The organism is Shewanella sp. SP2S2-6, assembly GCF_031931965.1.
Taxonomy (GTDB): Bacteria; Pseudomonadota; Gammaproteobacteria; order Enterobacterales; family Shewanellaceae; genus Shewanella; species Shewanella baltica.
The window spans coordinates 191,315-209,891 of record NZ_JAUOEQ010000002.1 but is presented as its reverse complement, the minus strand read 5'-3'; the positions used below and the strand labels follow the sequence as shown (position 1 = coordinate 209,891).

Annotated in this window: 16 protein-coding genes; 11 read left to right on the top strand and 5 right to left on the bottom strand. The window is 47.4% G+C overall.

The features are described 5' to 3' along the window. Positions 1 to 4: 4 nt before the first annotated feature. Genes Q4Q57_RS02890 through Q4Q57_RS02870 form a run of 5 tightly spaced genes read left to right on the top strand, consistent with a single transcriptional unit; the run spans position 5 to position 5,267 of the window. Complete coding sequence (locus Q4Q57_RS02890; RefSeq protein ID WP_311889661.1) at positions 5 to 958, top strand: tripartite tricarboxylate transporter substrate-binding protein; 954 nt, start codon at positions 5 to 7, stop codon at positions 956 to 958. 10 nt (positions 959 to 968) lie between these two features. Continuing rightward, complete coding sequence (locus tag Q4Q57_RS02885) at positions 969 to 1,436, top strand: tripartite tricarboxylate transporter TctB family protein (protein ID WP_006082912.1); 468 nt, start codon at positions 969 to 971, stop codon at positions 1,434 to 1,436. 2 nt (positions 1,437 to 1,438) lie between these two features. Next, the gene (locus tag Q4Q57_RS02880; RefSeq protein WP_011623841.1) at positions 1,439 to 2,959 is read left to right on the top strand and encodes a tripartite tricarboxylate transporter permease; all 1,521 of its coding nucleotides are present in this window, start codon (positions 1,439 to 1,441) and stop codon (positions 2,957 to 2,959) included. A gap of 14 nt (positions 2,960 to 2,973) precedes the next feature. After that, positions 2,974 to 4,587 (top strand): sensor histidine kinase, encoded by a 1,614-nt coding sequence (locus tag Q4Q57_RS02875; RefSeq protein ID WP_012088375.1) that lies wholly within the window; start codon positions 2,974 to 2,976, stop codon positions 4,585 to 4,587. Next, positions 4,587 to 5,267 (top strand): response regulator, encoded by a 681-nt coding sequence (locus Q4Q57_RS02870; RefSeq protein WP_311889654.1) that lies wholly within the window; start codon positions 4,587 to 4,589, stop codon positions 5,265 to 5,267. Before Q4Q57_RS02875 ends, Q4Q57_RS02870 begins: the two co-directional genes overlap by 1 nt. 36 nt (positions 5,268 to 5,303) lie before the next feature. On the opposite strand, the gene Q4Q57_RS02865 is transcribed toward Q4Q57_RS02870, so the two are convergent. Together Q4Q57_RS02865 and Q4Q57_RS02860 are read right to left on the bottom strand one after the other, a co-directional pair. Further along, a complete protein-coding gene (locus Q4Q57_RS02865; RefSeq protein ID WP_311889653.1) occupies positions 5,304 to 6,962 on the bottom strand; it encodes an insulinase family protein in 1,659 nt (552 codons plus the stop codon). Further along, positions 6,959 to 8,377 (bottom strand): pitrilysin family protein, encoded by a 1,419-nt coding sequence (locus tag Q4Q57_RS02860; protein ID WP_259520734.1) that lies wholly within the window; start codon positions 8,375 to 8,377, stop codon positions 6,959 to 6,961. The genes Q4Q57_RS02865 and Q4Q57_RS02860 overlap by 4 nt, the downstream gene beginning before the upstream one ends. Before the next feature lie 217 nt (positions 8,378 to 8,594). Between Q4Q57_RS02860 and Q4Q57_RS02855 the strand changes: the two genes are divergently transcribed. Next, complete coding sequence (locus Q4Q57_RS02855) at positions 8,595 to 9,422, top strand: M14 family metallocarboxypeptidase (RefSeq protein WP_012196740.1); 828 nt, start codon at positions 8,595 to 8,597, stop codon at positions 9,420 to 9,422. 94 nt (positions 9,423 to 9,516) lie between these two features. Here Q4Q57_RS02855 and Q4Q57_RS02850 read toward each other — a convergent pair whose 3' ends face one another. After that, a complete protein-coding gene (locus Q4Q57_RS02850; protein WP_311889652.1) occupies positions 9,517 to 10,431 on the bottom strand; it encodes a L,D-transpeptidase family protein in 915 nt (304 codons plus the stop codon). Positions 10,432 to 11,310: 879 nt separating this feature from the next. On the opposite strand from Q4Q57_RS02850, the gene Q4Q57_RS02845 reads away from it, so the two are divergent. Then, on the top strand, positions 11,311 to 13,041 hold the full coding sequence (locus Q4Q57_RS02845) for a potassium/proton antiporter (protein WP_006082903.1): 1,731 nt from the start codon (positions 11,311 to 11,313) through the stop codon (positions 13,039 to 13,041). Between the two features lie 130 nt (positions 13,042 to 13,171). Here Q4Q57_RS02845 and Q4Q57_RS02840 read toward each other — a convergent pair whose 3' ends face one another. Continuing rightward, on the bottom strand, positions 13,172 to 14,098 hold the full coding sequence (locus tag Q4Q57_RS02840) for an LpxL/LpxP family Kdo(2)-lipid IV(A) lauroyl/palmitoleoyl acyltransferase (RefSeq protein WP_006082902.1): 927 nt from the start codon (positions 14,096 to 14,098) through the stop codon (positions 13,172 to 13,174). 103 nt (positions 14,099 to 14,201) lie between these two features. Between Q4Q57_RS02840 and hldE the strand changes: the two genes are divergently transcribed. The 4 genes from hldE (at position 14,202) to Q4Q57_RS02820 (ending at position 17,827) form a co-directional block, all read left to right on the top strand. Continuing rightward, entirely contained in the window at positions 14,202 to 15,632 is a 1,431-nt protein-coding gene (hldE, locus tag Q4Q57_RS02835; protein ID WP_006085938.1) for a bifunctional D-glycero-beta-D-manno-heptose-7-phosphate kinase/D-glycero-beta-D-manno-heptose 1-phosphate adenylyltransferase HldE, read from the top strand. Beyond that, positions 15,629 to 16,456 carry a hypothetical protein gene (locus Q4Q57_RS02830; protein ID WP_311889651.1) on the top strand — a complete coding sequence of 276 codons (828 nt, stop codon included), beginning with the start codon at positions 15,629 to 15,631 and terminating at the stop codon, positions 16,454 to 16,456. The genes hldE and Q4Q57_RS02830 overlap by 4 nt, the downstream gene beginning before the upstream one ends. Positions 16,457 to 16,607: 151 nt before the next feature. After that, a complete protein-coding gene (locus Q4Q57_RS02825; RefSeq protein WP_006082899.1) occupies positions 16,608 to 17,087 on the top strand; it encodes a TetR family transcriptional regulator in 480 nt (159 codons plus the stop codon). A 155-nt stretch (positions 17,088 to 17,242) separates the two neighbouring features. Continuing rightward, positions 17,243 to 17,827, top strand: coding sequence for a hypothetical protein (locus Q4Q57_RS02820; RefSeq protein ID WP_311889650.1), 585 nt, complete (start codon positions 17,243 to 17,245; stop codon positions 17,825 to 17,827). 197 nt (positions 17,828 to 18,024) lie between these two features. Here Q4Q57_RS02820 and Q4Q57_RS02815 read toward each other — a convergent pair whose 3' ends face one another. Further along, complete coding sequence (locus tag Q4Q57_RS02815; protein WP_311889649.1) at positions 18,025 to 18,405, bottom strand: hypothetical protein; 381 nt, start codon at positions 18,403 to 18,405, stop codon at positions 18,025 to 18,027. Between the last annotated feature and the right edge of the window lie 172 nt (positions 18,406 to 18,577).

Here is an 18,577-nt window from a genome sequence, read left to right as displayed (position 1 = left end):
AATCATGTTGAAAATGAAATCTTTAGTCATGAGTGCGCTGTTACTCGGTGCCTCTGGCATGGCGAGTGCTGATGTCCACTTTATCATTCCTGGCGGTCCAGGCGGTGGTTGGGATACCACAGCGCGCGGTGTCGGTGAAGCTTTAGTGAAGTCGAAAATCGATGGTAATGCCTCTTTTGAGAACCTCTCGGGTGGCGGTGGCGGTCGTGCGATTGCCTCTATGATCAAATCGAAAAACAAACAGGGCGATATTTTACTGGTTAACTCGACTCCGATTGTGCTCCGTGCACTTTCTGGGCAAATCCCGTTTAGTTATCGTGATTTAACGCCGGTTGCAGGCATAGTCGCCGATTACGGTGCCTTTGTGGTGCGTAACGATTCACCGTTGAAAACCTGGGACGATGTGTTGGCGGCCTTTAAGGCGGACCCACAAAGATTCAACATCGCTGGCGGCTCAGCGCGCGGCAGTATGGATCACTTAGTTGCGGCGCAAGCGATTGCGGCGGCGGGCTTAGATGGCGGTCGTTTGCGTTATGTTCCCTACGATGCGGGTGGTCAAGCTAAGGCTGGCTTACTCTCGGGCGAAGTCGATTTATTGTCGACGGGATTCAGTGAAGCGTTAGAAATTGCAGGCAGTGGTCAAGGTCGGATCCTTGCTATGACGGCACCTGAAATCGTTGCCGAGCATCCAGAGGTTCCGACGATTAAATCTCTCGGTTATGACATGACGTTTACTAACTGGCGCGGCTTTTTTGCGGCACCCGATACGCCTAAAGCCAAAGTTGATGAGTATGTGGCCAAGTTTGCGGCGCTGATTAAGACGCCAGAATGGGAACAAGTGCGTGCCCGTAATGGTTGGATCAATTTGTTTGAACCCCAAGCCGAATTCATTAAGTCATTGGAAGCACAGGAGCAACAGCTTAAAGCCACTATGTTGCAACTGGGCTTTATTAAGTAAGGAGTGACAGATGTTGAATCGTGATCTGATTGGTTCCTTGCTATTTGTCGCCGTGTTTACCGGATATGGCGTGCTGGCATGGCAAATTCCCTTATTGCCGTTTGAAGAATTTGAAGTCGTGACGTCTTCCACTATGCCGAAGATTTATGCTGCCATGGGGCTGATGTTTAGTCTGTTTTCTCTGGTTGCTGTCTTGCTGAAAGGAAACACGGTTCAACAGCGGGGGGCGCTGCTGACAAAAGCCGCCTTACAACAAACCGCGGCGCTGATTGTGCTGATGGTCTTGTATGCCGCCGGACTCGAACCGTTGGGGTTTGTTGTCGCTACTTTATTGTTTTTGGTCGCTGGATTTTGGTTGATGGGAGAGCGCCGCTTTAAGATCTTGTTGCTCGCCTCTGTGCCCGTGGTGTTGGTGTTCTGGGTGTTGATGACGCAAGTCTTAGGTATTTACTTGGCCTCAGGTTCTCTTTGGAGTTAACTATGTTCGATGCAATGTTTATTGGTCTATCGACCGCGTTTGAATTGCAAAACCTCATGTATGTAGTCTTAGGCTGCTTGGTCGGCACAGTGATCGGTATGCTGCCGGGATTAGGGCCGATCACAGCGATCGCCTTGATGATCCCTGTGACTTACAGTATTGGCCCCAGTTCAGGGATGATCTTAATGGCGGGCGTGTACTACGGCGCTATTTTTGGTGGGTCGACATCATCAATTCTGATCAACGCCCCGGGCGTAGCAGGAACGGTTGCGACGTCATTTGATGGTTATCCAATGGCGCAAAAAGGCATGGCGGGCAAAGCATTAGCGATTGCGGCCTATGCTTCGTTTACCGGCGGCACTATCGGCGCCATTATGTTGATGGTCGCGGCGCCATTATTAGCGCAAGTATCACTGAGCTTTCAATCGGGCGATTATGTGGTCTTGATGTTCCTCGGTTTGACGGCCATTGCAGCGTTTTCGAATCGTGGCGATTTCCTCAAGGCCATGATGATGACTCACTTAGGTTTGTTGCTCTCGTCAGTGGGGATCGATCCTTTCTCGGGGATGGAACGCTTCACCTTCGGTCAGCCAGATTTACTCGATGGCATCAGTTTTCTGTTAATCGCTATGGCAACTTTTGCCCTGTCGGAAGCGTTAATGAATGTGATTAAGCCGCCGAAGTCGACAGAAAACATCAACTTTTCAGCGCAGCCTATTGGTAGCACTCGCTTAACCAAAGAGGAAGTGAAAGAGATAGCGCCTGTGATTGGTCGCTCGTCGATTTTTGGTTTTTTGATTGGGGTATTACCGGGCGCAGGCGCAACGATTGCCAGCTTTATGGCCTACGGCACTGAGCGTAATTTATCCCGCGGCGCGAAACGCGATGAGTTTGGTAAGGGCTCGATTCGCGGTGTTGCGGCGCCTGAGTCGGCTAACAATGCGGCCTGTACTGGCTCATTTGTACCCTTATTGACCTTAGGTATTCCGGGGTCGGGTACCACGGCCATCATGCTCGGTGCATTGATCGCTTATGGTATTCAACCTGGCCCTATGTTGATGCAGGAGCGTCCAGACGTGTTTTGGTCTGTGATTATCTCTATGTATTTCGGCAATATTATTCTGCTGGTGCTGAATTTACCGCTGATCCCTTATTTTGCCAAAGTGCTGGCTTTGCCTAAGTCGATTCTGACTGTGATGATTTTGTTCTTCAGTTTGATTGGGGTGTATTTGGTCTCGTTTAATACTTTTGATCTGTTCTTGATGATAGGTTTTGCGATTGTCGCTGTGGTGCTGCGTTTGCTGGCATTCCCAATGGCGCCGCTGCTACTGGGCTTCATCCTCGGTGATATGATTGAGCGTAACTTCCGCCGTGCTATGATCGCTTCCGATGGTTCTTTGAGCTTTCTGTGGGAACGCCCGCTGACGCTGACTATCTTGATTGTGGCAATTGCTATGCTGGCTGTGCCCTTGATCGGTTTTATTCGTAGTCATCGTAGTGATAAATTGGCGAAAGCCTCTTAAGTAAAGGTACGCTAATGAGACGCCCTAAACGCTTAGAAACCTGGTTAATCAGTGGGGTAACTTGCCTGAGTTTGTTGCTGTGCGCCTTATTTGGCGGCATCAGCTATCAAATTTTGAGCCGCAGTATTACTGAGCAATCGGGCGCTAAGGCATTAGGGCTGGCCCATGCGGTCGCGACACGGGCCGATGTGATTACCGCTTTGCAAACGGGGCATTCGAGCCCCCAATTATTGGCCGCGATAGAGGGGATACGCCTAGCGTCGAAGGCCGATTTTATCGTGGTGGGCGATACCCATAAATACCGTATCGTGCACCCAGATTCAGATAAAATTGGCAAGAAGATGGAGGGCGGTGACAGCCAAGCGGCATTAGAAGGGGAGTCCTATATCTCCGAGGCGCAGGGCAGTTTAGGCCGCTCTATTCGCGGTAAAGTGCCAGTGCTTGACGAGCAAGGCCAAATTATCGGCTTGGTTTCGGTGGGCTTTTTGAGTCAGTCCGTGGGCGCGTTAATCGATAAACGTATTCCTGAAATCATCATGACAGTCCTAGGAGTGTTACTGATGGGTGTGCTGGTGGCTTTTTGGATGGGACGGCAAGTACGGGAAATGTTGTTCGGCTTGCAACCTGCTGAAATTGGGCGTTTATTTGTCGAGCAGGACGCGATTCTTAACACAGTGCGAATGGGTGTGGTGGCATTGGATGCCGATGGTCGTATCCGCAAGTTGAATCAAAGGGCGCGGGAGATCTTAGCCTTATCTCCGACCTGCCAACCTAATACTCTGATGTTGAGTGATTTATTGCCGCAGCACGCCGACTTTCTACTGACGAACCAAAACAAAACCATCAGGGGATTCGAGTTATTTGCCAATGAGCAATGGCTGGTGATGTCGCGGGTGCCGTTTCAGGTACGGGATCAAAATGATGGCTTGCTGCTGACGATGCGCCCCGCCGATGAAATTGAGCGCTTGAGCCAGCAACTTGCCAAAGTGCAAGAGTTTGCTGAAATGCTCAGAGTTCAAACCCATGATTACTCGAATAAACTCCATACCCTAGGCGCATTATTACAGCTCAAAGCCTACGACAAAGCGGTCGAATTTATCGGTCAAGAAAGCCAAGGTTGGCAGGCTCAAATCCATTTATTACTGTCGCAAATCCATGAGCCGACGATCGCCGGATTACTCTTGGGTAAGTACCACAAGGCGAAAGAGCTGAATATTGAGTTTCAAATCAGCCCAGATAGTCAACTTAGCGATGTGCAAGACGCCATTATGCTTGAGCGGATGGTGTCGATTATGGGCAACCTTATCGATAATGCCATTGAGGCTGTGCACAGGGCGAACAATCATAAGCCCCGCCGCGTGGTCGTAACTTTAGATGAAACCGCCTCTAACCTGATTTTTGATGTGGAAGACAGTGGCGATGGGATTTCTAAAACCGAGTACAGTACGATATTCGATCCAGATTACAGCTCTAAGCAGGGGGCGCAGCACGGTGTGGGCATGTATATCGTTAATACTTACCTGTGTGCCTGCCATGGCAGCTTAGAGTTTGCCGACTCAGATTTAGGTGGAGCGCGTTTTTCTGTGTATATTCCCACTAAACCTTTACCTGAAGTCGGTACCGTTTAATGCATACAGTGATCATCGTCGAGGATGAAGTCGAAGTCGCCCATTTGGTTGCGCAATATTTGTTCTCGACCAATCGTTATAAAGTGATTGGCATGGCCAGCGATATCAGCACGGCGCGGTCCTTACTGGGCGCTATCACGCCTGACCTTTTACTGTTAGACGTGTATTTACCCGACGGTAATGGTTTGAATTTACTGGCAGAATTACGCAGCCAAGGGATCCGCAGCGAAGTGGTATTGCTCACTGCGGCCAAGGAAGTGCAGATTTTAGAAAAAGCCATGCAGTTAGGGGTGTTCGATTTTCTGGTGAAACCTGTACTCTTGAGCCGATTAGACCAAGCTTTGAGTCGATTCGAGAGCCGGCAGCTCAAACTTTCTGCCACCGAAGAGCTGACTCAATCCGTGGTCGATGCCTTTATGGAAGTGCCGACAGGGACGACCAAGGCTGCCGCTCGTTTGCCAAAGGGGGTCGATCAATTGACCCTACAGAAAATCCGCGAAGTGTTTGATGCTAAGCCGCAGGATAAACTCACGGCGCAAATAGTGGGTGAAAAGCTAGGCGTTAGCCGTTCTACCGCGCGGCGTTATTTAGAATTTTTGTTGGAATGCAATGAGCTGGCGGCGGATCAGAGTTATGGTTCCATCGGCCGCCCCGAACGTTGCTACCACAGAGTGCGCTAGTCTTCTGTTCAGCTTTTGCTTTTCTACTTTAAGAAGTTAGTCCACCTTGATCCTTTCAAGCTGCCACTCTGGCAGCTTAGAGGTTAAGTCTGGGATTATTTTATCGATATCGCCCCGCAAGATAATCAATGGCTCACCGCTAAACGCCCCGTTGGCTAACTGTTGCAGCCTTGCGGGCGTTAGCGCCTGCAACTCGGCATTTAGCTGTTGCACATCAACTTGAGTTAATCCTGTCGCAACTTGTTGGAGATATTGGTTTTCACGCTGAATGCTGTTGTCTTGGCTGAGTAAATCCTCACCTATCAAATAGGTTTTAAGTGCATTGATTTCGCCTTGGCTGGCACTTTGGGTTTTAACGAGCGCGAGGTGATCAAGTATGCCCACCACAAACGCACCCGTATGTTCTATGGCTGTACTGCCGTAAAACTTGATGCTACTGGACAGCGGTGTATTGGCACATTGACCGTAAATGCCATAGGTGAGGCCGCGCTTTTCCCGCAAATCATAATAGAGTCTGCCCGAAAAACTGCGTCCCATCAGCGCGGATAAACTGCGACAGCTTAAGGCGACTTCCTGTGAACTGAGTTGACTCGTCTCGGACATATCGCCTAACTCACTATCAATGGTATGACCTATGGCATGATTTATGGAATGGTCTATGCGATAGTCTATGCGATAGCCTAGGCGGACTTGAGTTTGCACACTTCCCGGCGCATCGATAAGGTAAATCTTTTGGGTTTGCTTAGGTGTGGTTGTTTCTCGCTTATCGGCTTGCTGTGACGGCTTAGGAAAGGATTTAGGCAAGGATGTCGTCAACATAGGCCACTGTTTAATGCTGGCTTGAAGATTAAATTCGGCGTTTTTAGCCTGCGAGTTGGGTAGAAACAGATGCCACTGTGCTTGCGATGCCGCCTGCTGCTGGATCTGTTGCAGCTGCTTTAGGTTAAGTGAATCGAACAGTGCATCATTATTGAGTACTTTATTGTAGGGATGTTCAGGTCCGAGCAATTTCTCGCGCCACAGTTTATCTATCTCTGCGCCACTAAAGGCATTCAAGTGCTTATTGAGCTTGAGTTGACGGCGAATATTGTCAATATCGACGGGGGCGGTTGTCGCATCAACAAAGGTATTTGGCTGCCAAAATTGCACTAGCAAACCGTAGATATGATTAACATCGTCAGGGCAGGTGAGGCTTAGATTTATGCTATGCAAGCTGACGCGAATACTGAAGGTCTCAAGGCAGGGATCTGCGAGGCTAATCGCCAGTGCGCGGGCTTTCTCTTTTAAGGCAATCTGTAAAATATCGGGATTATTGAAGGGAGCCTGCGGACTTATCGTCGCTAAACTGATCCTGTTGCTTAGACTGTTACTGCTTAGAGCATGAGTGCTTAGACAATTGCTGTTTAGATCATGATTGCTTTGCACTGAAGCAAGTCTATGTAACTGATAGGGTAAATCCAACTCGGTATGAACTTCATCGCTAAACATTGGATCCGTTGCGGGGATGATGATGCCGCTTTCTGGTAAATGATTGTCTAAAGGATAGGGCGTGTTGAAGCTCGCTAAGCTCGGTGGTTCAGTCGGTGTAAAGACGATTTGCGTTTGCTGACAGGCACTCAGTAATAACGCCATAACGCAGCACATTAAGCTTTGTAGTTGCTTAGGTCGTCCATGAGTCGCAGTTAGATTCATCATAATACCGCATCCTCTAGGCTGTCGCTCATATCACTAGGCAGCCATTCCAGCAGTGTTTTTCCCCAGCGAATATACCAAGGTGGCAGTAGGTCGACCCGTACATAGTTTTGAGTAAAATACTGTGCCGCAACTCTTTGGATATCGCCTGCCGTGACTGCGTTAATCCGCTGCCACTGCGCGCTAAAGGGATGGTCTTTATCTTGAACTGAGGTTGCCGAAAGCTGCGTGGCTAATGTTTGAGTATCACTGAGTTGTTGTAATCGATTGTTTAACCACACTTGTTTAAGTGTGCACAGGCTGGTTTCATCCAGAGCCTCTTGCTGTGTTTGTGCGACAAGTCCGAGTACTTTTTCCACTAAGGCATCGAGTGAAGTACGAGCGCGAGGAACCAAGACAATATTGGCAATCCCATGATTTTCTAGCTCAAAGGGCAGGGAATAGCTGAGCATCTGCGCGGGATTATGCTGGCTAAGTTTAGCGATTGCACTGGCGGTATTTTGAAATAAATAGCCTTCGAGCAGTTGAATCGCTGCCGCATCGGGATGATCTTTACCTACGGTATGCCAAGCGAGCAATAATCCAGGCCAAGGTCCGCGTTCATCGACTAACTCAGCATGCATTTGTTTAGGCTGGATGTTCAACTCAGTGAATCTAGGTTCAGTCGTCGCTGGTTTAGGCCAAGTCGCAAAATCTTGCTCAATCCATTGCAGGGTTTGTGGACTTAACTTGCCGACAAGGGAAAGCTGCATCGTGTCGGGGCGATAATAAGCACGGTGAAAGGCGGTTAGGCTTTCAGGTGTGGCTTGCAAGATATCTTCGCGACTACCAATAATACCGTGGCCATAGGGCGTGCCTTGCACTTGATCGAGTAAGAACGCCATCGCGCTGCGGACATAGGGCTGATTATCTATGGTTTGCGCCATTTCCTGCTGTACGGTTTCCTGCTGATTTTTAACGGTAGTGGCATTAAGGCTTGGACGGATAAAGCGGTCGGCTTCGAGATACAGCCCCAGTTCTAATGCTGGGCTTGGCAGCGTCACATAGTAATTGGTGTAGTCAAAATGTGTGCTGGCATTAAAACGTGCACCTAAAGCACTGAGCTGCTGGGCATAGGTATCACCGGGGGCATTCTCACTGCCCTTAAATAACATGTGCTCAAACAGATGGGCATAACCGCTCTGACCTTGGGCTTCGTTGCGGGCGCCTAAATTAAATTGGCTGGCGATTGTGACTGTCTGTTTATCAGCCATGGGCAGTAACCGCACCGTCAAGCCATTTTCGAGTGTGTAGATTTTTAGGTTCGCTTCGAGCGCGTATAAGGCTTGTGCATCATGCTCGGCGTTGCATTGTGCCAGCAGCGAATTGCTAAAAGCACTGGTCGCAAGGGCGATAAAAAAGGCGATGTGAGTTCTCATAAGTGCATCCTGCCGAGCATATTTTTTGAATTCGTTAAATAACTCATCGAAGCTGAATGCCGTTACCAAGTGGCGATTAACCCATCAACAGGTATCGATACCGATTGCGATGTGGTTAGCGACTGCTCGGATTTCATCGAAATCAGTTGAATAGCATTCAGTTTTTAAAAAGAACTGCTATGATGGCACAGTTCTTTTTCTGGCATAAGTACAAGATATGGTAAGCAGATCCCCGTTCGAATCCTTTCAGTGGAAAAGCGATATTTTTAACTGTGAAAGCACTGATATTGATAATTTTTATCTGCTGCTTGAGCAGGAAATGACCCGTTTGGGCATGGTTGAGAAGAATTTGGGTGAAGTCGGTAAATACAAGGTTAGCTTGTATCAGTCTCCCGCCGCTAAGTCAGGCTTACCTTCTTTATTGATCAGCGCAGGATTTCATGGCGAAGAATCTGCAGGCCCTTGGGGTTTGCTACATTTTTTGAGTGAAGCTTCAGCAGACCTATTTGAACGGGTGAACTTAAGTTTATTGCCCCTCGTTAATCCAACCGGATTCAGCCGCGGCCATAGATTTAACAAGTACGGCGAAAATCCAAATCGCGGTTTTGTATTTGAGAATGGTAAACCTAAAGCCAACGAACATACGTCGGTGGAAGGTAAGTTGTTGTTAGATCATGCGCAGTTACTGATTGCCGCTTGCCGTGACGGTATTTTAACTTGCCACGAAGATGTCTTGAGCCGTGAAGCCTATGTGTATTCTTTTGAGCCAAGCCAAGTGCCAGGACGCTTTAGCCTCGATTTGCGCGATACCTTAGGCGGTTATTTCCCGATTGCTGAGGATGGCGAGATTGATGCGTGTCCTGTGAAGGATGGCTTAATCTTCAATCACTTCGATACGTCGTTTGAAGCGTGTTTAGTGCGAAGCGGTGCCCGTGTGGGGGCTTGTACCGAAACACCAGCGCTGCAAAACTTCGACCAACGCGTATTGGCAAACAGTGCTGCTATGACTCACTTCTTAGCCCTGTGTGCACCATTATGTGATTGATCTTGTTATTCTATTAGGTGTTTAATCATCTAATAAATGACAAAAAAATACCCGCTGATAGCGGGTATTTTTTTAGGTGATATTTGCCAGTGAATTATTGATTAATTCGCATTGGCACACCGGTACGCTCATCGAGCAGCTTTTTGATCACAGAAGAATTTGTGTCAGCTTTAGCGATAAACTTGGCGATATCTCTAGGTAATGAAATCGCGACTGGCTCATTGGATTCAAACTCAGCCACAGTACGAGAAAGAGGTTGATGCACGGCTAAGTAGCGCTTACCGTCTGGCTCTTCAGTTGCTTTAATCGGCTGGTTCACGAATTGTACGCGGGTGCCCACAGGTACAGTCTTGAATAGATGCTCGATATCATCGTGGCGCAAACGCACACAACCTTGGCTGACACGTAAACCGATACCGAAACTCGCGTTAGTACCGTGAATCGCATACAAGTTGCCGATATACAGCGCATACAGTCCCATAGGGTTGTCTGGACCCGCTGGCCATACTGCTGGCAGGATTTCACCCTTAGCAGCATATTCTTTACGAATGCGCGGTGTCGGGGTCCAAGTTGGATTGGCACGCTTACGTTGTACTGAGGTCACCCAGTTTTCTGGTGTGTCTTTACCAATTTGGCCAATACCAATAGGCAGGACTTCAACTGTTTTTTTGCCTTTTGGATAGTAATACAAACGCATTTCGGCCACGTTGATCACTATGCCTTCACGGGGAGCGTTAGGCAGGATCAGTTGTAATGGAATTAACAGTTGGCTACCTGGCTTTGGCAGAAATGGATCTACACCTGGGTTAGCTTCGAGTAAGTTACTAAGACCGAGCTGGTATTTGGCAGCAATATCTTCGAGAGTGTGTTTACCCTCTGGAACCGTATAATACTGGTTCTCGCCAATTAGCCTGCTTTGGGCGGCTGGTAAAGGATATTCCGTTGCTAAAGCGGACAGACTAGGGAAAACCAAAGTCAATAATAAAGCTGTGGTGCGAAGCATACTCATAAGCGGATACTACGATTCCTGTTAATAAAAAAGCGTGTTTAACGCAGCTTTCTCTGTTAAAACGAGAGCGGCAATTTGACGAGCAAAATGCACTGGCGCGCGAAGCTCGCATCCTTCCTTATTTTGGACATTATTTCAACTGAAATATGATCCGTACAGCGTATTTATCGCTTAATTTTTGTTTTAACGGTTTTCTTCGATGACTGAGGTTGTCAGTATTTAGACTTACCGTTAAACCCTCTGCCTACTTTATCGCCCTATGCGCTGCAATTCCCTGTTTTAGGCTACTGTGCTGTAGTGCTTCTATGATGGTCGCTCAGCCAAAAATGATGGCTGAATGGATTGGTTTTAAGAAAATAGCGTGCGTGCACTTGCTTAAGATACTTTTTGAACTAGGTGATGCTCAACCTGACAAAGTCCGCCGAGTTGAATTGATTGTTAGATAAATAGTGTGAAAACAATTAGCTTGAGAGTGATGTTCGAATATTCGCCGTTTCACTCGACATTGTTTTATCTGGTGCAGAATTCACTATGATACCCTTAGTTTATACAGGTTTATCAGCCTGGTTTGGCTTTAATGATTTAAGTTTATGTTGAGTTCGTTGTTTTTAACTATCTGATATTCATTTATTTTAATTTTTATAAGTCGTGTGAAAATGTTCTGCGGTTCTTTAGGTTTTACGTTAGCCTTTATCTCAAGGTTAATGCAAAGTTACGTTTATGGCATTTTCTATGTAGATGATTGAAATTTAATATTTAACGCTCCAATAATTCGCTATTTTTGTGCTAATATAAAATCATAAAATTGTAAGTTGAGTCATTTTTAACCTCGGTGATTTGTCTATCGTTTAACTAAACAACCTGTATAAGGAGGCGTTTGTGGATGCAAATTCCATCAATAGTTTTTTTCTGATTGGCGCCTTGCTAACTGCAGTGAGTGTTTTACTCAGTCCCATGTCTTCCCGTTTGGGTATCCCGATTCTTTTGATCTTCCTTGCCGTGGGTATTTTGGCTGGTGAAGATGGCCCTGGCGGCATACTGTTTGATGATTATTCCACTGCTTATTTAGTCAGTAACTTAGCGCTTGCTATCATCTTACTCGATGGTGGTATGCGTACCCGTGTCGCCAGTTTTAGGGTGGCGCTGTGGCCTGCATTATCGCTAGCGACCTTTGGCGTCGCTATCACAACCAGTATCACTGGCATGATGGCCGCATGGCTGTTTGACTTGCATTGGTTGCAAGGTTTGCTGGTGGGGGCGATTGTGGGCTCGACCGATGCCGCCGCAGTATTCTCCTTATTGAAAGGGCGCAGTCTCAACGAGCGGGTTGGGGCAACCTTAGAAATCGAGTCCGGTAGTAACGACCCTATGGCGGTGTTTTTAACCGTGACGCTGATTGCGATTCTCGCCAATGTGGACACTGAGATGTCCTTCAGCTTTATGTTTATCAGCTTTATTAAGCAATTTGGTCTGGGTATTTGCTTAGGTTTAGGCGGCGGCTGGATGCTGTGGAAGCTGGTTAATTTGAGCAAATTAGCCGACGGCCTGTACTCTATTTTAGTCTTAAGCGGTGGTCTGATTATTTATGCGGCGTCTAACAAACTCGGCGGCAGTGGCATTTTATCGATTTACTTAGTCGGGCTTTTCCTCGGCAATAAGCCGACCCGTGGTCGTCATGCGATTTTAAACGTACTGGATGGCATGACTTGGGTCAGCCAAATCGGTATGTTCTTGGTATTAGGGTTATTGCTTACCCCTTCAGATTTAGTCGATATCCTGATCCCAGGTTTTGCACTGGCATTTGGGATGATTCTATTCGCTCGTCCTGTCGCTGTGTGGATCAGTTTATTGCCCTTTAAGAGCTTCAGCAGTCGCGACCGCTGGTTTATTTCGTGGGTAGGACTACGCGGTGCTGTACCTATCATCTTAGCGGTATTCCCTATGATGGCGGGCTTACCGGGCGCTCAGTTGTACTTCAACTTAGCCTTCTTCGTTGTACTAGTATCGTTACTGGTTCAAGGTGCGTCTTTGACCACTGCGGCGCGTTTAGCTAAGGTAGAACTGCCCCCAAAGCCGTTGCCCGTTTCGCGTTCGGGAGTTGAAATTTACCCGAGCAGCGAATGGGAAGTGTTTGTCTATCGTTTGAGTGAAAGTAAGTGGTGTATTGGTGAGCCGCTAAAACGCTTAGCTATGCCTGATGGAACACGGATTGCGGCGGTATTTAGGAATGACACTTTACTGCATCCATCGGGCAGTACTCGCCTCGAAGCGGGAGATATACTCTGTGTGCTGGGTCAGGAGAAAAGTTTAGAAGCCTTAAGTAACCTCTTTAGCCAAGCGCCTGAAAATAAAGAAGTACAACGTTTCTTCGGTGATTTCTTTATTGAAACAGATGTTAAGCTTGCAGATCTCGCACCAATTTATGGCTTGAGTTTAGATAATCTCGCCGATGATATGACAGTCGCCGATCTGGTAGTGTCACAGCTTGGCGCTAATCCTGTGCTGGGCGATCAGTTCCAATGGCAATCGCTGCATTGGGTGGTGGCGGGGCTGTATGAAGGCAAAGTCACTAACGTGGGTATTCGTTTACCGACCGAGCATTCGCTGTAATCTCATGGGCTAGATGCTTCTTGCCATAGAGAGTTGAAGTTGAAAGTTGTCATCGACAATTGTAATCGAAAGTCACCATAAAAAATGCCAGCTTATTTGCTGGCATTTTTGTACTCAAAGCTAATTGAGTTTATTGATATAACGACTTGTCCGTTGGATCTGGACGGGTTTTAAAGCGGCGATGCAACCACATATATTGGGCGCGGTTTTTATCTATGATGGATTCGATAATCTTGTTACCGCGAATGGCATCGGCTAATTCATCTTCGCCGGGGAAATTATCCAGCGGTGGCATCACTTCAATCCGATAGCCCTCATCACCTTCAGTACGTTCCACAAAAAAGGGTAAGACTTTGGCTTTGCCGAGTTTGGCTAACGTGGTGGCCCCCGTAATAGTTGCCGCATCTGGCATGGCATAAAACGGGATAAATACCGCGCTTGATCGGCCAAAGTCTTGATCGGCCGTGTACCAAATCACATCGGGATTACGTAGGCAGCGCACCATTTGGCGCAAGTCGCGTTTAGAAACGAGACCTTTATTCGAGCGTAAACGGCCTTTAACTTGGAGGTATTCCATCACAGGATTGTTGTGTGGGCGATAAACCCCCACGCCGGGTTGGAATTGGCCGAAAATACGTGCGCCCATTTCCAGCGGTAAACAATGCACTGCAAACAGGATAACGCCGTGGCCAGCATCGAGGGTGTCTTGCACGTGTTCTTTGCCTGTGATGCTCATGTGTTGCTGCACTTTTTCATCGGACCACCACCATGCATTGATGGTATCGAAAATGGCTTTGCCTGTTTCTTCAAAGTTACGCGTGAGTAGGGCTTCTCGCTGTGCTTCTGACATTTCAGGGAAACAGAGGGCCAAGTTACGGCGCGCCGTATGAGTGCGACTGCCAGCAAATTTCATCACTAAGCGACCTAAACCTTTACCCAGTTTCATCTGCCATGAGAGCGGTAGAAGCTGAGTTAAGCGCATCAAGAATACGCCAAACCACATGGGCCAATGCTTAGGATGATATAAAGAAGATGAAAACTCGGCTTTCTCGACCACAAAAATACTCACTACTTTTGAAAATTACTGCTTATTCTAACTCAATTTTTACTGAAAATTAGGTACAATCACGGTTTAATTTCTGCATAAAGATAAGAGCACTATGAAGGTTTCTCTGCCAGCATTTGAAAAAGCCAGAGTGTTAGTCGTCGGCGATGTGATGTTAGACCGCTATTGGGTTGGCCCAACGGGACGTATCTCCCCCGAAGCCCCCGTACCTGTGGTGAAGATTAATCAAGTCGAAGACAGACCCGGCGGCGCGGCCAACGTGGCGCTCAATATCGCGACCTTAGGTGGTCAAGTCCAACTTGCTGGGCTCGTCGGTCAAGACGATACCGCCCATGCCTTAACGCTTGGCGTGCAAACCTTAGGGGTTGAACCCCAATGGTTAACCATTGCAGACAAGCCAACCATCACTAAGTTGCGGGTGTTATCACGCAACCAGCAATTGATCCGACTCGATTTCGAAGAAGCCTTCGACAAGGCCGATAGTGTGCGTTTGCTCAAGCAATCAGAGGCCTTACTCGATTCCGTCGATGTGGTGGTGTTGTCAGATTATGCGAAGGGCGCTATCGATCAGCCGCGTGATTTCATTGCGCTTGCCCGCGCAAAAGGTGTGATGGTGTTAGTCGATCCTAAGGGCAGTGACTTTGGCCGTTATCAGGGCGCGTCATTGATCACCCCGAATATGAGCGAGTTTGAAGCCGTTGTTGGCACTGTGACCTCAGAAGCGGATCTGCTGGAAAAAGCCCGTGGTTTACTTAAGCAACATCATTTTGATGCCATCTTAGTTACCCGCTCTGAAAAGGGCATGACCTTAGTGACTGCCAATGCGCCCGAGCTGCACATTCCTACCGTTGCCCGTGAAGTCTATGACGTGACGGGTGCTGGCGATACTGTGATTTCTGCCTTAGCAACCTCATTAGCCGCGGGCGCCGATTTACCGCAGGCTTGCGCAATTGCGAACACCGCCGCTGGCGTGGTGGTCGGTAAACTTGGCACTTCTACCGTGAGCCGCATTGAACTTATCGAAGCTCTAGCTTTGCATCATGGAGAATCGGGTTTTGGGGTGGTGAGTGAAGATCAACTCGCCTATGCCCTAGAGCAGGCCAAACTGCGCGGTGAGCGTGTGGTGATGACCAATGGTTGCTTTGATATTTTGCATGCGGGCCACGTGAGTTACCTCAAACAAGCCAAAGCCTTAGGCGATCGTTTGATTGTTGCAGTAAACGATGATGCCTCGGTTAAACGCCTCAAGGGTGATGGTCGTCCGGTCAATCAGGTTGATCGCCGTATGGCCGTGTTAGCGGGCTTAGCCTCTGTCGATTGGGTGGTGCCTTTTAGTGAAGATACGCCGCAGCGCATTATCACTAGACTGCTGCCAAATCTACTGGTTAAAGGCGGCGACTATAAGCTTGAAGATATCGCAGGCGGCGCTGAAGTGATTGCCGCCGGAGGTCAAGTGCAAGTGCTGGGCTTTGAGGATGGTATTTCAACCACGGCGATTATTCAAAATATCATGGCTAATCAGTGAGCTTAGTTGCTCTGGTATTCGCATCTAGCTTGTCTTGGACGCCCATTGCCGATAAGCAGGCTTTGATTTGCCCTTTACCAGAGCTGGGCACTTGCTTGGCATTATTGCCTAAGCAAGTGTTGGCGCAGCTGCCCGCCACGTTAGATCAATTTAGGCGCGATTTAGGCCAGCGAGGCGCCATGGTCATGCCCGTCGATGACAATAAGATTGCGGGCCTAGTCTTAGTCAACGAGTTGCAGTCGCCGCAAGTGCAGTTAGCCAGTGTCGATCTCGTGACTTATCAATTACCTTTGCTCGAACAGCCGCAATTAACCCTATGGCATGAGCTCGGTCATTTAGAGAACCTCGCCCTACAAGGCACAGTATTACCGACTCAATTGAGCGCATATCAGCATGAATGGCTAGCCGATATTTATCTGGTTTGGCGTATCGCGCGGGAGCGAGGTGATTTTGCCTTGGCATGGCAGCAATACCATAGACGCAATCTCGATGCGTTAACAAGTCCGCAATACTTGTCGCATTGGAGTTCGCCTATGCTGATACAAGTGTTGCACCACTATAAGGTGGCTCACGTGGCGAGTTTTGCCGATTATCGGGATTTTTTGGCGGATTTTTATCCTAAAGCCGAGCAATTAGCGCCGAGGTTATTAGGCGAGTATTCGAGCTTAATGCAACGCACTTTTGGCGCGAGTGTGTTGCAACCCCTTCCTGAATATCTATTTTGGCGAAAAGCCGAACTTGGACATTATCTACAACCCACCTTCGTTTTACTCATGGGCGAGGAAAAAGCGCATAACTGGTTGGTACAAAATTCAATGTTATGAAGGTGTTAATGAACTCTATGTTTAAGCCTGTTTTAAACTGAACCCTAGCTGAACAAAAGCGAAATACGCTGGTTGCAGCCGAGTGAACAGCAGTAATCCCTGAGCGGCTTTGGTAAGCTTTCTCCCTAAAAATAAGAGGGGAGACTTTACTATGGCTAAGCGCTCGCGAGTACAAACTGAGCAAACCATAAATCAGATTATGGATGAAGCGTTAAGACAAATTTTGACTATCGGCTTTGAGACTATGTCTTATACCACGTTATCTGAAGCAACGGGGATTAGCCGCACAGGTATTAGCCACCATTTTCCACGCAAGAGCGATTTTCTCGTTCGCTTAGATAGCCGTATTGGTAATCTATTTGTTGCGGCTCTGGATTTTTCTAGCCAAGAGGCATTAGAAACATCATGGATGCAGGCTATGCAGGAAGAGCATTACCGCGCAGTATTGAGACTGTTCTTTAGTCTTTGTGGTGGTGCCAACAATGAGATCACCCTCTTTAGAGCGGTGAGCACAGCACGTCAGCAAGCGATTGCTGAGTTAGGCTTAGCGGGCGATCGCACGATCAACCACTTATTAGGCCGTACTGCTGTGATGTTGTTGTCCAATTTCGATGTGGCAAAAGCTGCATAATAGACTGACCAATTAATATAAAAATGGAGCCTTATGGCTCCTTTTTTATCAGTAAAAATCGTGATTTTTACTGAGGAAACTCATTCTTTAGTCGTGTAAGATATGCCCTCTATTGCGTTATACCGCCTTTACTCTTGATTTGACAGGATAAACATATGGACATGACACCCAACTCTAATGCCGCCGATGCTCCCAAACGTAACATCAAGCTCGATAATACAGAGCTCATCAAAACCAGTTTTTGGGTGAGTCAGATCTTTATGATCATTGCGACGGTTGTCGGTGTGTATTTAGCCGCGCAGGAAGGGTTGTCACAGGCAATTAAATTTGATGCCCTGAGCAATATGCAGAATAACTATCATCTGCGTCATGCCCTATATGATGAAGTGAGTGACAATGTTGAAATCTTGAGTCATTACGCTGACACAGTTGAGACTGTGAGTAGTAATAGTTTAGTGAAAATGCATCCGCAGATGGGATTATTTGTCTGGGATAACATGCGCTATTCTGCCAATGCGCTAGAAACACCGAGTGATATTTTGTCTGATATTCGTCGTTTGTATTTAGAGTCTGAGAAGATCATTAGCAATATTGAAACCCGTCACTATAGCGTTTCTTACGGTAAGGATCAGTTGCAAAATGTATTGAGTAAAATCAAAGAAGATACTTTGCCAAAACTCAAAACGAATTATGAAACCCTGTCAAAAGAGCTTAAAGATAACGATATTGCCGTCGACTAACGTATCTTGGCTTAGCTCCCCCCCAAACATCAGGGGTCATTCTTATCCCTGATGTTTGAATCCATTGATGAATTCAGTGTTGCTGACAAGACTTCTGCATGATCTGCTTTAGTCCCCCAGTATTTTATGGCACTTAAGCTAATGATGAATCTAGCCAGCTTTTATTCGTCTGCATTTGTCATCAAAACCATGTTGAGTTAGCTTAATTCCTGTCGATAGGCTTGAGTTAATTTTTGCTGTTGTAGATAGATGCGAATCGCCAAGAAGGTTAATGCGGCAGCAATAGCAGCGCTGATGATGTGGTGAAACACTAAGTGACTTATCAGAAATGTGGGCAAGTCTTCTAAGCTGTCGATAAGGAAAAGCTTAGTGATTAAGCCGATATAGACCAGAAGATGCAGAGCCGCAGCTGTGATGAAAAGGCGTCTAAATTTCCCAATCAGTTTGATATCCAAATTGAAATGAAACCAGCGACAAAACAGATACCCACTGAGGCCGATGGCAATCGATATCCAGCCAAGTCCGAGTAATGAGGTTTTGATTAATACGCCAGACAGGATAAACAGTCCAAGTAGCATTCACTCTTTCCTTCAAATAGCGTTAGATTCTACTTCGCATTTTGACCTGCGAAAGCGATGGGGATTGTGGGCATGTAAAGCCTCACATCCTATGGGCGCGGAGACTAGCTTAAAAGGCTTAAAGAAATGTGAAATGAAAAGGGAGCCTAAGCTCCCTTTTATCATTGAAACA